Origin of the sequence: Achromobacter sp. MYb9, from assembly GCF_002975275.1 — a bacterium.
Classification (GTDB): Bacteria; Pseudomonadota; Gammaproteobacteria; order Burkholderiales; family Burkholderiaceae_B; genus Achromobacter.
The window spans coordinates 126,160-139,606 of the sequence record NZ_PCOQ01000010.1 but is presented as its reverse complement, the minus strand read 5'-3'; the positions used below and the strand labels follow the sequence as shown (position 1 = coordinate 139,606).

At 60.1% G+C, this 13,447-nt stretch carries 11 protein-coding genes; 8 read left to right on the top strand and 3 right to left on the bottom strand.

The features are described 5' to 3' along the window. The first annotated feature begins 72 nt into the window (after nt 1-72). Both CQ050_RS16585 and CQ050_RS16580 read left to right on the top strand, forming a co-directional pair. Entirely contained in the window at nt 73-1,455 is a 1,383-nt protein-coding gene (locus CQ050_RS16585) for a DUF3300 domain-containing protein (protein WP_105557919.1), read from the top strand. Nucleotides 1,456-1,460: 5 nt separating this feature from the next. Continuing rightward, on the top strand, nt 1,461-2,348 hold the full coding sequence (locus CQ050_RS16580) for a DUF2950 family protein (protein ID WP_233214107.1): 888 nt from the start codon (nt 1,461-1,463) through the stop codon (nt 2,346-2,348). Between the two features lie 281 nt (nt 2,349-2,629). Here CQ050_RS16580 and CQ050_RS16575 read toward each other — a convergent pair whose 3' ends face one another. Continuing rightward, entirely contained in the window at nt 2,630-2,884 is a 255-nt protein-coding gene (locus CQ050_RS16575) for a hypothetical protein (RefSeq protein WP_105557918.1), read from the bottom strand. Between the two features lie 487 nt (nt 2,885-3,371). Here CQ050_RS16575 and cysS point away from each other — a divergent pair, with 487 nt between their 5' ends. Next, on the top strand, nt 3,372-4,769 hold the full coding sequence (gene cysS / locus CQ050_RS16570) for a cysteine--tRNA ligase (protein ID WP_105557917.1): 1,398 nt from the start codon (nt 3,372-3,374) through the stop codon (nt 4,767-4,769). Nucleotides 4,770-4,798: 29 nt separating this feature from the next. Here cysS and CQ050_RS16565 read toward each other — a convergent pair whose 3' ends face one another. Continuing rightward, nucleotides 4,799-6,220, bottom strand: a complete 1,422-nt coding sequence (locus CQ050_RS16565; protein WP_105557916.1) for a DUF1254 domain-containing protein — start codon at nt 6,218-6,220, stop codon at nt 4,799-4,801. 54 nt (nt 6,221-6,274) lie between these two features. Then, the gene (locus CQ050_RS16560) at nt 6,275-7,051 is read right to left on the bottom strand and encodes a hypothetical protein (protein ID WP_105557915.1); all 777 of its coding nucleotides are present in this window, start codon (nt 7,049-7,051) and stop codon (nt 6,275-6,277) included. 634 nt (nt 7,052-7,685) lie between these two features. Here CQ050_RS16560 and CQ050_RS16555 point away from each other — a divergent pair. The 5 genes from CQ050_RS16555 (at nt 7,686) to CQ050_RS16535 (ending at nt 13,447) form a co-directional block, all read left to right on the top strand. Further along, nucleotides 7,686-9,347: an arylsulfatase gene (locus tag CQ050_RS16555; RefSeq protein WP_105557914.1), complete on the top strand. Its 1,662-nt coding sequence runs from the start codon at nt 7,686-7,688 to the stop codon at nt 9,345-9,347. A gap of 124 nt (nt 9,348-9,471) precedes the next feature. Then, entirely contained in the window at nt 9,472-10,635 is a 1,164-nt protein-coding gene (locus CQ050_RS16550) for a formylglycine-generating enzyme family protein (RefSeq protein ID WP_105557913.1), read from the top strand. A gap of 106 nt (nt 10,636-10,741) precedes the next feature. Next, entirely contained in the window at nt 10,742-11,341 is a 600-nt protein-coding gene (locus CQ050_RS16545; protein WP_105557912.1) for a YSC84-related protein, read from the top strand. A 178-nt stretch (nt 11,342-11,519) separates the two neighbouring features. Continuing rightward, nucleotides 11,520-12,374: a YihY/virulence factor BrkB family protein gene (locus tag CQ050_RS16540; RefSeq protein WP_105557911.1), complete on the top strand. Its 855-nt coding sequence runs from the start codon at nt 11,520-11,522 to the stop codon at nt 12,372-12,374. A 146-nt stretch (nt 12,375-12,520) separates the two neighbouring features. Then, entirely contained in the window at nt 12,521-13,447 is a 927-nt protein-coding gene (locus CQ050_RS16535; protein ID WP_105557910.1) for an alpha/beta hydrolase, read from the top strand.

Sequence of the window (13,447 nt, the reverse complement as noted above, 5' to 3'; positions counted from 1 at the left end):
TATGTCGCCGCAATATCCGGTGGTTCACCCCTCCGTTTGTGGCTGTTACGTTACGACCACGGAGAGCGGGAAATGCGTCGACTGCAAGTGTGGTTCTTCGGCTGCCTATGTCTGGCGTTGACCGTCTGCCTGCCCGCCATAGCGCAGGCGAAGCTCGACGAAGGGCAGCTAGACCAGCTGCTAGCGCCGGTGGCGCTCTATCCCGATTCCCTCCTGTCCCAGGTCCTCATGGGGGCCACCTACCCTGACGATATCGCGGTGGCGGCCCAGTGGTCCGCGACACATACCGACCTATCGGGCGACGCGGCCGTCAAAGCGGTTGAACCCGAATCCTGGGATCCCAGCGTCAAGTCCCTGGTCGCGTTCCCGTCGGTCATGGACCTGATGGGCCGCCAGCCTGCCTGGGTGAAATCCGTGGGCGATGCCTTCTTGGCACAGCCCGACACCGTCATGGATTCGGTGCAGCGGCTGCGGGCGCAGGCGCGCCAGGCCGGCAACCTGAAGAGCACCCCGCAGCAGAAGGTCACGTCCAGCGATACGGGCGGCGGCAAGACCGTGGTAGTGATCGAGCCGGCCGATCCGCAGGTGATCTACGTGCCCAGCTACAACCCGACCGTGGTGTACGGCACGTGGCCCTATCCCGCCCAGCCCCCCGCCTACTATCCGCCGCCGCCGGGTTCCGTCTTCGCCACGTCGTTGGTGGCCGGCATCGGCTTCGGCTTAGGCGTGGCGGCGGTGGATTCTGTATGGGGCGGCTTCAACTGGGGCCACCATGACGTGAACATCAACGTCAACCGTTACAACAATATCAACGTGAACCAGCGCATCAGCGCCGCCAGCGTCAACAGCAACCACGCGGCCTGGCACCACAACCCCGCTAATCGCGGCAATGCACCCTACGCCGACTCGGCCAGCCGCCAAAGATTCGACGGCCAGCGCCAAGCCGGGCTGCAGAACCGGAGCCAGGGCCGCCCGCCGCTCGTGCCCGGTTCGCGCGATGCGGCGCGAGACCGCGCCGCGCAATCGTTTCAGGGTCGCACTGGCCAGCCCCTCACAGGCCATGTGGAGCCGCGCGGCGGCAGCCACCTTGGACAGGGCGGCGACGGCAACCGCACTCCGAGCGGCCGTCCTGAACCATCAACCGACCGCCACACCCCTGCGACAGACCGCAGGCCCCCTTCGACGGACCGTCGTACCACCTCGGCGGACCGCGAGGCGGCGGCCCAGCGCCAGCACGCGGATGCAGCGGCGGCGCGCGACCGCTCGCGCGCCAACAACGACCACAACGCGCTGCGTGACGCCGGCAACGGCGACCACATGCGCGAGCAGGCACAGCGCGGCGAACGTGCGGCGTCCGCGCCGCGCGGTGGCGAGGGTGGTCACACGGGGCGCGGCGGGCGAACAGGAGACGGTGGACATCTCACTAGCGGCGACCATTTCGGCGGCCGGAGGTAGGTCCCATGAACAACAGAGTCTCCATGATGAATGCACTCGCACAATACTCCAGCCGCTGCGTCCAGCTGGCCGGCGCCGCCGCAATGCTGGCGCTGGCAGCCCTGGCGGCGCCAGCAGCGGCGCAGCAGGTGTACCCCACGCAGCAGGCAGCTGCCGACGCGTTCGGCCAAGCCCTGGCCACGAGCGACCGCGAAGCCGTAGCCAAGGTGCTAGGGCCTAATTACCGGCAGATCGTGCCAGGCGGCGTCGCGCAGGAAGAGATCTATCTGTTCCTGGCCGCCTGGGCCCAGAAGCACGAGATCGTGGCCGACGGTGACCGGGCCGCGTGGCTTGGCGTGGGCGATTCAGGCTGGACCATGCCGGTGCCGATCGTGCGGGTGGCGCAAGGGTGGCGCTTCGACCCAGCGGCAGGCAAGGCGGAAATCCGGCGCCGCGCTATTGGCCGCAACGAACTGAAGGCCATTGATACCCTGCGCGCGCTGCAGGCCGCGCAGACCCGCTACCAGAACGGCGCGGGCCAGGGCCGCTACGCCGACCGGCTGGTCAGCCAGCCCGGCACCACCGACGGCCTGTACTGGCCCGAATTGCGCGGCTACCCGTTGCAGGCCTTCGGCCCCGACGCGCTGGCCATGGGCCCGGACGTGCCGGCGGCGGACGCGTATTACGGCTATCGCTACAAGGTGCTGCCCTCCCCTCGTAGCTACTGGATCGTAGCCTGGCCCGCCCGCTACGGCCAGAGCGGGATCGCTAGCTTCGTCATTGGCGCCCAGGGCTCGGTGCACGAGGCGGACCTGGGTACTGGCACCGCGAGTCGCGCGGCCCAGCTCCAGGGCTCCGATGCGTCGTTCGACAACTGGATTGACGCTAGCCCGCAATCCGCAGGCGCGCAGTGACTTTCCCATTGTTGCGGACGCGCCCTCGGTGGGTATGAGGGTGAAACCCGGGTAGCCGGTGGGCATGCCCTGTGGACAAGCGCGTGGTCAGGCGGAGCCTGTCCACCATTTGTCCCACTGCGGTTATCCACGGGTTCGGATAGCCGTCGCTGATAGTAGACGGCTCCCGGGCAGGAGCGGTCAGTCGGCCAAGCCGGAGAATTTAGCCAATTGCGTCCGCGTGATTGGCCATCTCACCATCGCACACTTCGGCGGAAGCGTTTCCAATTGATGACGGTCATTCATCGATCAGAGCCTCTTGCACCAATCAGACCGCGCATGGCAATGGCCAGCACCAAAAGCGCCAAGCCGGCGGCGGTCAGGGTTGCCGCCGTGTAGAAGCCGATCAGGGCCCAGTAAAGGAGGGGCTGCTCGGCTGCAAGGATGTCAGGTCCTTTGCGGTTGTTGAGCACCCCGGAGTGCAGGCTTTCCACCACTTCGGCCGCTCCCACAAAGCAACCCCAGCCGATCAAGGCCGCGACGGCGAGGGCCACCATCGACTGTATGCACGGCCGTCGGCGGCTCGGGGCATCCGGACGGCCCGTCATGTGCTCACTGCGTTGGTAAACGTCACGAGGAACCTGGTTCGGGGCGATGTCTTAGGCATGACAGTTCGCTGATGCTGGCGGGAAAAAAAGGACTTTACTCGAATGCCCTCTTTTGGATCTAGCGCCCGGCTGCTTCGGGCACGTCTCAATGGCCCGACAGCCGGCTACAGTCGGCCACGAACGGTCCTTCGAAAGACATCGCGGAAACCGGTCATTTGCCAGCATTGACCTGCGCAACCAAAAGCCGCTAGGATTGGAGGCATGACTACTCGCGTCAAATCCCTCTTTTCGCTGGTCCGTGCATGTTGTCAGAACGTGCCGAGGGGAAACTGCGTCTAGCCATTAGCTATACGTCGAATCAATCGCCTCTGGCCGCCCGTTGCAAAACCGGCGGCTTTTTTGTTTTTACCTGCGCCCTTCGGCACGGAGAGAGTTGATGCCACTTGCGTTGTACGACACCTGGTCGCGAACCGTGCGCTCGTTCACGCCAATCCACGCTGGCCACGTCGGCATGTATTGCTGCGGACCCACCGTCTACGACCATGCGCATATTGGCAATCTAAGAACGTATGTGTTTGAAGACATTCTGCGCCGGGTACTCATTCGCAACGGGTATGAGGTCCGTCACGTCGTTAATATCACCGACGTCGGTCATCTGACTTCGGATGCCGACGAAGGCGAAGACAAGATGGAAAAAGGTAGCAGACGGACCGGGCAGTCCGCATATGCCATTGCTCAGCGCTACACCGAGGCCTTCGTCGCGGATTGGCATGCCCTCAACTTGCTGGAGCCGACGGTATGGTGCCGCGCAACCGATCACATCGCCGAACAGATCGCGTTTATCGGCGAGTTGGACCGGTCCGGCTACGTGTATAAGACCAACGACGGTCTCTATTTCGACACAAGCAAACAGGACGACTACGGCTTTCTGGCCCGGCTCGACCGTGCCGGCCTGCAGGCGGGCAAGCGCGTAGCACTTGGCGCTAAACAGAACATCACGGATTTTGCGCTATGGAAGTTCAGTCCGCAGGGCGTAGTACGGCAGATGGAATGGGATAGCCCATGGGGGCGTGGATTTCCGGGCTGGCATATTGAGTGCTCGGCCATGTCGGCGAAACACCTCGGCATCTGGTTCGACATCCACTGTGGCGGAGAAGACCATATCGCCGTGCATCACAGCAACGAAATTGCGCAAACACAAGCGGCCCACGGCACTCGTCTTGCGAACTTCTGGATACACGGACATTTTCTAACACTCAATGCCGACAGCAAGATGTCGAAGTCGAGTGGGGATTTTGTTCGCCTGCAGACGCTGCGCAGTCGGAACATCGATCCGCTTGCCTACCGTTACCTGTGCATGACAGCTCATTACCGGAGCAAGCTGCATTTCAGTTGGGCGTCTCTAGGTGCAGCGCAGACAGCCTTGAACCGGCTGCGGCATCTCTATTCCGGTTGGCCGGACGGTGGCCGCATCGATCCAGATTTCGCCGCGCGCTTCAACGCCGAATTGAATGATGACCTGAATCTGCCGAGGGCATTGGCCGTGCTATGGGAACTCGTCAAGAGCGACCTCCTACCTGCGACCTTGAAAGCGACTGTGGACAGCTTTGATTTTGTACTGGGCCTTGGGTTGCGAGATTGGAACCCAGTTGCGTCTGACATTCCGGAAAGTATCCGGGTGCTGCTCGGTGAACGCGCTCAAGCCCGAGAGGCAAAGAACTGGGCAAAAGCCGATGAGATACGAAAGATGTTAAACACCCGAGGCTGGAGAGTCGAGGATGGCAACGACGGGCAACGCCTGACAGAAATCGCCATGCCCCCCGCAGCCTTTTGAGGCCGCCCGGGGCAATCGTTCTTGGTGGGTTACATCACCTTGACAATCTGCGGGGGACTCCAAGTGCCTTTCCCGGGAGGCAGGATGGAAGGCGCCTCGGTCGTCGGCCAGTAGAGGCGCATTACCAAGTACATGAGATCGTTCGGTGCCGGCAGCCAGTTATTCTCCTTGTCCGCGCCGGGGGACGTTTTCTGAAGGTACAGCGTCAGCGAGCCATCCGCGTTTCTCGTCATGTTCGAGAGCATCGGCGAGTTAATGAGGTAGCGACCAATCGAATTCTCGATCAGCAACTGCGTCTTGCCGTCGTACATGGTCACCGACCAGAAAGCATTGACCGGCGGCAGCTGTCCGTCGCGAAAGGTGATGGTGTAGTTGTGTTTACTACCGTCAAGCAGTTCGCCATCGGGCAAGGTCGTGGTCAGCGGGTACGTGGCTTCCTCAGCATCGTTGGCATATATGCCCGCCTGCGCCACTGCGGCCCGCTTGAGCCAGTCTCCGTGGTAGAAGGCACTGTCGCCGCCGGCCCCCACGATGTTCCAGCCGTTGACTTTCGTGCCTAGATTCTTGATCGCATTTTCGACCTTGGCGTGCCCATCCTGCATGCCTTGAACGACGGCGCTCTTTTGATCAGCGGACAGCTCCTCGAAGCTGAACTTCTTGTCTGCGCCAATGCCCAGGCGAGCAAGCTTCGCACGGATTTCCACTTCGTCCGGCGCGGCCGGGCTCAATTGCAAGGCGAAATCCAGGTACGTGAAAAAGTCGGTCTTTGCCAGATCGTTGTTGATTTTTGGAAAATCGATCGCGGGCGCGGCAGGAGGTGCCGGCTGCTTGAGATAGGTGGAAAGTGGCTGTGCTTTATAGCCCGATTGAATAGCGACGACGTTGGGCATGTCGGCCGGGTTGAACAGTTGGGTCCGAAAAACCGCGAACGGAAGCTGCGTTGCGGAATGAAAAACCTTCCTGACACCTGGTGGAGTGGCGCCCTTCCAATTGGGGCCAGCGATCATGTAATCGCCAGCGTCGTCCCCGGTGGAACGGCTTCCGATGTAGCCGAAATTGTAGGTGTTGCCGTCAATAAGCTGAACCGTGTAGTACCGAGGCTTTGTCACCGCGGGTACCGATAACACGATCGGCTCGCTGCGCACGTCCATGAACATCATGGAATACGGCGTGTCGCTGTTTGGCGAGATGATGGCCGTGTCCTTGTAGTTGGCGACATGGTGCAAGCTCCGAATCTGGTTGAACGGTGCCTTGTACTGGCTCGAGTTCTTGTCTACGGCGTACTCGTACATGATCGCGTAGTTCATCACAATAGGAAGACCGTAGATGTACCCTTCCTCTGCGATTGTCCGCGTTTCGGAGGGGCTGATTTCCGCGCAGGCATAGGACGATGTGAAGGACGCAATCACCAGCATCGCGTGACAAAGTGCTTTCGGTAGTTTGGTGTCCATGAAGCTCTATTCCATTTATTAAATTTAATAGGTGGATCGGCTCAGCACTGACCTTTAAAAACGGATAGTCAAGCCAGCCATTGGGCCGTGAAGCACAGCATCGAACTTAAAGCCGCCGGCACTGTAATCCACGCCCAAGGCTCGGTAGCCAACAGTCGCCGAGAAGCTCTTGCTGATGTTGTATCCAATGCCGATTCCAACATCCCAGTCCGCATTCGCGCCGCCCGCGCCTACCAGCCCCCATCCCGCCGCATACAGCTTTGTAGTGAAAACGTAGCGTCCCCGCACACCTGCCACGGCATCCACCCATGTGGCGCCATCGCTGCTTTTCCTGCCATCCACGCGTGCGCCCTTCAGCGTGATGTCGGTGTCTACGGACCAAACGCGCAAACCCGCCACGACGTCAAGGCTGTGAGGTGACTGATCAAGGACCGAATACCCCGCGCCCAGTAGACCGGTGAATGTCTTGCTGTGGACGTCCGCACTGGTCGCCACGACCTCACGGGGCGTGTCGCCCTGGGCGCCGACCTTTGCATAAATCAGATCGCCGAAAAAGCTGTACCGGCCCTTACGTGCGTCGCCGCTCAGCATCGCCGCGAAATCCAGGTTATCCAAGATCTGATCAAAGCTCGTGTCTACATCGATGACCGGCAAACGTCGGTGAGACACCTTTCCAGAAAGCGCCGGCGCCCAGACATAGGGCGTGACTGAAAACTCCCATTCGCTTGAATGCCGTACGTCGGGCCCAGACGTAGCAACCTGGTCGGCGGCGAAACCGGGTCCGGCGTAGAAGAGGCCGCCTGCCAGACATCCAATTATGTGCTTTATCATCGCCCCGCCTCGGCCCGCGCACGAGCCAGTCATCTAACCGGTGGATTTCGGGAATCGATCAGGTATGCGGTGAAAATGTTCAGAGCTCCAATACCCGTCTCATTGTGACCATTGACCGGCGGCGTATTCGTCGGCAGCGAGGCTCGAAGCAGCCACTGGCTACGGGATATAGGAAACGGTTGGGCACAGCGCAACCAAAACTGATTAGCGTCCTGCCCGCTTCTTTTTCCTGCCAACATAGTGGTTCTGGGGCGACGCCTGCCGGGACAGTGCGGCTAATTCTCGCGGTTAGATTACTTCGAATTTAACGGTATCACTTCAGTTTTTTTTCGCTCATGCGCGGGTAAAAACGTATGGCAATTTTCTGCGCCAGCATCGAATTCAACCGATGGTCCGAAGGGTAGTGCGATTATCCCGGTCCGGCCTGCTCAGGCGACTCACCGTGTCCGCGTCTTCAGCGGTATATACCGATTGACAGCTCTTTAAAGAAGGTGAAAATACATCCGCTCAAGGGCGAGAAAATGCTTGCCCTTGAACTCCAGTACGTATGCCAAAGTGAACCCGTATGCCTGAGCGCCGCGCGGTTTAAAGCTTCGTGCGGTCGATTTATTTATCTTTCAGCGGAGCGTTGAAGATGACGACCAAACGAATATTTTCGTCGGGCGCAGCGGCCCTTTTTGTCGCCGCCGCGGTTTTCTCTACTGCCTCGATAGCGCAGGAACCGCGCAAGCCAAACATCATTCTGATCGTGTCGGACGACACAGGATACGGAGACCTCGGCCCCTACGGCGGCGGTGTGGGGCGCGGAATGCCCACTCCCAATATCGACCGGCTTGCCAAAGAGGGGATGACCTTCTTCTCGTTCTATGCCCAACCCAGCTGCACGCCAGGGCGGGCTGCCATGCAAACCGGCCGCATCCCCAATCGCAGCGGCATGACGACGGTGGCGTTCCAAGGACAAGGCGGTGGCTTGCCCAAGGAAGAATGGACGTTGGCGTCAGTCCTGAAAACGGGCGGCTACAAGACCTTTTTCAGCGGAAAATGGCACCTGGGCGAAGCGGACTACTCGCTGCCAAATGCCCAAGGCTACGACGAGATGAAATACGCCGGCTTGTACCATCTCAACGCCTATACCTATGCGGATCCAACCTGGTTCCCGGATATGGATCCTGAACTGCGCGCGATGTTCCAGAAGGTGACACGCGGTGCCCTGTCGGGTAACGCGGGCGAAACCGCGCGAGAGGAATTCAAGATCAATGGTCAGTACGTCGATACGCCCGTCGTGAACGGCAAGGAAGGCGTGGTCGGTATCCCCTTCTTCGACCGCTACGTCGAAAAGGCCTCGCTCGAGTACCTGGACCGCAACGCTAAATCCGAGCAGCCGTTCTTCATGAACATTAACTTCATGAAGGTCCACCAGCCAAATATGCCGGACCCTGATTACAAGGGTAAGTCGATGTCCAAGAGCAAGTATGCAGATTCGGTCGTAGAGCTGGATGCGAGAATTGGGCGGATCATGGATAAGGTTCGGGAGTTAGGGCTGGACAAGAACACGCTGGTCTTCTACACGACGGACAATGGCGCTTGGCAGGACGTCTACCCCGATGCGGGCTACACCCCCTTCCGCGGCACCAAGGGCACGGTTCGAGAAGGCGGCAATCGCGTTCCCGCCATCGCTTGGATGCCGGGCAAGATTGCGCCCGCCTCGACGGACCACAACATCTTGGGTGGGCTTGACCTGATGGCGACCTTCGCATCAATGGCGGGCATCAAACTGCCCGTTAATGATCGCGCGGACAAACCCATTGTGTTCGATAGCTACGACATGTCGCCGGTGCTGTTCGGCACTGGCAAATCTGAACGCAAGTCGTGGTTCTATTTCACGGAAAACGAGTTGTCGCCGGGGGCCATTCGCGTGGGCAATTACAAGGCCGTGTTCAATCTGAGGGGCGACAACGGCGTGAAGACGGGCGGACTGGCCGTCGACACCAACCTGGGCTGGAAGGGTGCGGAGTCCTATGTCGCGGCCGTTCCGCAGGTCTTTGACTTGTGGGCGGACCCACAGGAGCGCTACGACATCTTCATGAGCAACGTCACGGAACGAACCTGGACGATAGTGTCGATGAACGCAGCCGCCGCCGACCTCATGAAGACGTATGTGAAGTACCCCCCTCGCAAGGCGCAAAGCGAGGTCTATGACGGGCCGATCACCTTGTCGCAGTACGAACGCTTCCAGCACATACGGGACGGCTTGGCCAAGGAAGGCTTCGCTCTGCCAATGCCTTCGGGGAACTAGGGCGGCGTTTTCATTGCGTGGACCGGGTCGGCCGCAGGCCATCCGATCCTTCCACGCAAGCAGCCAGCTCTGCCAAACGCCAGTCTGTCAGATCTTTTTTTTCTGTTTGATATCGGTGACCGCGATGGCAAAACATGGACAACGTAAGTCACGTCTGGCCACCGCATTGGTGCTGGTCGGGATCGCGCTCGGAGTCGCCGCAGGCACCACCTACGTGCTTCTGAGCGACGACGGGCAGCCGCAGCCGGTAAAGGTGGTGCTGGGCGACGGCAAGAACGGACCCGCGGGCATGGCCTGGGTACCGGCGCGCGAATTCCTGATGGGCAGCAGCCACAAGCTTGCGCAACCCAATGAAATGCCAGCGCACAAAGTATCCGTCAGCGGCTTCTGGATGGACGTGAACGATGTGACGAACGCGCAGTTCCGCCGCTTCGTTGAAGCCACGGGCTACGTCACGACGGCCGAGCAAAAGCCGAAATGGGAAGATCTGAAGGTGCAGTTGCCGCCCGGCACGCCGCGCCCTGACGACAGCCTGCTGGTGCCGGGCGCGATGGTGTTCGTCGGCACGGAGTCCGAGGTGTCGCTGCGCGATTACTCACGCTGGTGGCGCTATGTGGCGGGTGCAAGCTGGCGGCATCCGCAAGGGCCGGACAGCTCGCTCACCGGCAAGGACGACCATCCCGTCGTGCAGGTCTCGTATGAGGACGCGAAGGCCTACGCGAAATGGGCCGGCAAACGCCTGCCCACCGAAGCGGAATGGGAAATGGCGGCGCGCGGCGGCCTCGAGCAAGCCACCTATGCCTGGGGCGAGGAATTGTTGCCGCAGGGCAAGACGATGGCCAACATCTGGGATGCCCGGCAAAACCAGCCCTTCCCGGTCGTCAAGGACGAAATGGTGCAGATCGGCACCATGCCGGTGGGCAGCTTCTCGCCCAACGGCTACGGGCTGTACGACATGGCGGGCAACGTCTGGCAGTGGACATCCGACTGGTATCGCGCCGACGCCTTCAAGATACAGGAACAGTACCGCCGGCCTGCGGCAGATCCGGCGGGGCCAGCCGACAGCTTCGATCCCGACGACGGCCAGGTACCCGGCGGCGCACCTAAGCGCGTAACGCGTGGGGGGTCATTCCTGTGCAGTGACACCTACTGCATCAGTTATCGCACCAGTGCCCGCCGGGGTAACGACCCCATGAACGCCATGTCTCATCTGGGCTTTCGCACGGTGATGGCACCAGAGCAGTGGAAGCTTGCCCGGCAAACCAGGAATGGCGTCGCTAGCCGATGAATCCATCTCGCGGCCGAGTCGGCGCCATGTTTACCAACGTTTGCCTTATATGGGGAGGGCAATGGTCGTTTAAGTCATTGCAGAAGACAACAAATAGGAGAATTCCATGTTTAGTACTGTGCCTTTCTTGCGTCGTGTCAGTATCGCAACCGCGCTGAGCTGTGCCGCAGTCTTGCAATTTTCGGGCTGCACGACCACTACCGCTTCCAAATCTTCCACATCGACCACTTCCGAAACGCGCCAATCGCTGAATAGCGCTGCCGACGCAACACTTAGCAGGCTTTATCAAGCGTCTCCCCAGTCCAAGGAGCTGGTGGCACGCGCCAGAGGCGTGCTCGTCTTTCCCGATGTGCTCAGCGGCAGCTTCATTGTCGGCGCCGAGCACGGCAACGGCGTTCTGCGTGTGGGTGGCACGGAGGCCGGCTATTACAGCACCACGGCAGGCTCCATCGGCTTCCAGGCCGGTGCACAGTCGAAAGCAATGGTTTTGCTGTTCATGACAGACGAATCGCTGAGCAAGTTCCGTAAAAGTAGCGGCTGGACGGTCGGCGCGGACGCCACCGTTGCCGTCGTCAATGTCGGCGCGAATGGGCGCATTGACACGGACACGGCGCAGAAGCCAATCGTCGGCTTTGTGATGAACAACGGAGGCCTCATGGCGGGTGTGTCGCTGGAGGGCACAAAGATATCGAAGCTGGCCCCGTGAATTGCTCCAGTTGTGAAGAACGCTGCGGGTGATTCTCGCGGCGTTCTTCTTTAACGCGATGAATGGAACAATGGTGTCAGACTGACACCACAGATGCGCTGGCATTCCCGCCAGGCGGCGCTTGATACAGGGGTGGCACGCCACTTGCTACATCTCTGCATGCTCTGAGAGTGTGGAAATGGCTATCAAAGGCTTCTATGCGTTAGTTAAGCAAACGGTGACGAACTGGCTGGACGACTATGCACCCAGCATGGGCGCCGCCATCGCGTTCTACACGGTTTTCTCGCTGGCGCCACTTCTTATTATCGTGATCGGTATCGCGGGGTTCTTTTGGGGCCACGAAGCCGCGCAGGGGCAGTTGTTGGAGCAAGTCAGCGCCTTGGTCGGCGCAGAGGGTGGCAAAGCGGTGGAAAGTGTCGTATTGGGTGCGCAAGAACCCGCGCAGGGCATCGCAGCCACGGTCATCAGCGTCGTGGTGCTGATGGTCGGGGCGACGACAGTATTTTCGGAACTACAAAGCGCGCTGGACCGCATCTGGAAGGTGAACGCCAAGAAGCAGTCTGGCATTTGGGCCCTGATCCGCGCGCGCCTGCTTTCCTTTGGCCTGATTTTGACATTGGCGTTTTTATTGCTCGTCTCGCTTGTCGTCAGCACGGTGCTGGCCGCATTGGGCAGTTGGCTGGGCGGTGGCATCCCGGGCTGGGGGATACTTCTGCAACTGGTCAACGAGGCAATTACCCTGGGCATACTCACCCTGCTTTTTGGGATGATCTACCGATTTATGCCCCAAGTCTCAGTCGCGTGGCGAGACGTTTGGACCGGGGCGTTCGTCACCGCCGTTATGTTCGAAATCGGGAAATTCTTGATCGGCCTGTACATGGCCAAGGCGTCCGTCGCCTCGTCGTACGCGGCGGCGGGGTCGCTGGTGATCGTGCTGATCTGGGTTTATTACGCGGCCCAGGTGTTTCTGCTGGGCGCAGAATTTACCCGCGTTTATGCCGAAGCGCATGGATCCCGCCGAGAACGCAATTAAAGATTCAAGTTCGCAGGCGGGTCGGCGGGCGCGCGAAGATCGAATCAGCTAGGATATGCGGCCCTACTGCTGCGCAAACACGCCACTCATCATGGGCTGCGTCATTCCCATGTGCTGAAGGCGGGGCGTATATCCAAAGAATCCGCATGCATCGACGTTTTCCAAATGCCCTGTTGGTCGCCCTTATTATCAGCTTCGGCGCTTTTAGCGCTGCGACGTACGCTCAGGCCCCAACGCCGCCAAGGATGCAGTCTGGAAACGGACACCCCTACGAGATACCCGATAGCGAGGTATGGGACGTGCCCGATCCCATTTCCAAACGCGGCTACCAGGTCTTCGTCGCATTGCCGCCCTCCTATGGCACGCAGCCACAGCGGCGCTACCCCGTTTTGTATGCGACCGACGCCGACTACGCTTTCCCGATCATCCGCCAGCTGGCGCGCCGCCTGAATGTTGAAGGTCCCCAGGTCGAAGAGTTCATTCTGGTCGGCCTGTCCTATGGAAAAGGCGAGAATGGCGGGATCAGCCGCCAGCGTGATTACACGCCGACACCGAACGGCCCAAGTACTGCACCACCCAATGCCATCCATGGTCAGGCGCAGGCCTATCAAAAGTATCTGCGCGATCAGGTAAAGCCCTTCATCAACGCTCACTACCGGACGGCCCCTGCCAAAACAATATTTCTGGGGCACTCCTACGGCGCATTGCTTGGGGCGCAAATCCTTTTCACCGAACCTGGCCTGTTCAGCAGCTATATCCTGGGCAGTCCGTCTCTCTGGTACGACAAGCGACATGCCTTGAAGCTCGAAGCGAGCTATGCCAAGCAACATCAGGATCTGAGTGCGAACGTCTATCTTTATGTCGGCGCCTATGAAGCCTTGCGCAAGGGTGATCGACGCTATAACCAGACGGTGGACATGGTTGCCGACAACCGGGCGTTGGAAGCGGCGCTGCAAAGCAGGAAGTACCCAAGCTTGAAACTGAAGTCAGTGGTCTTGAACGACGAGGATCATCTTACCGTCGCACCACGAGGCTTCATGCAGGCGATGAAATATCTGCTGCCGGCGCGCTGA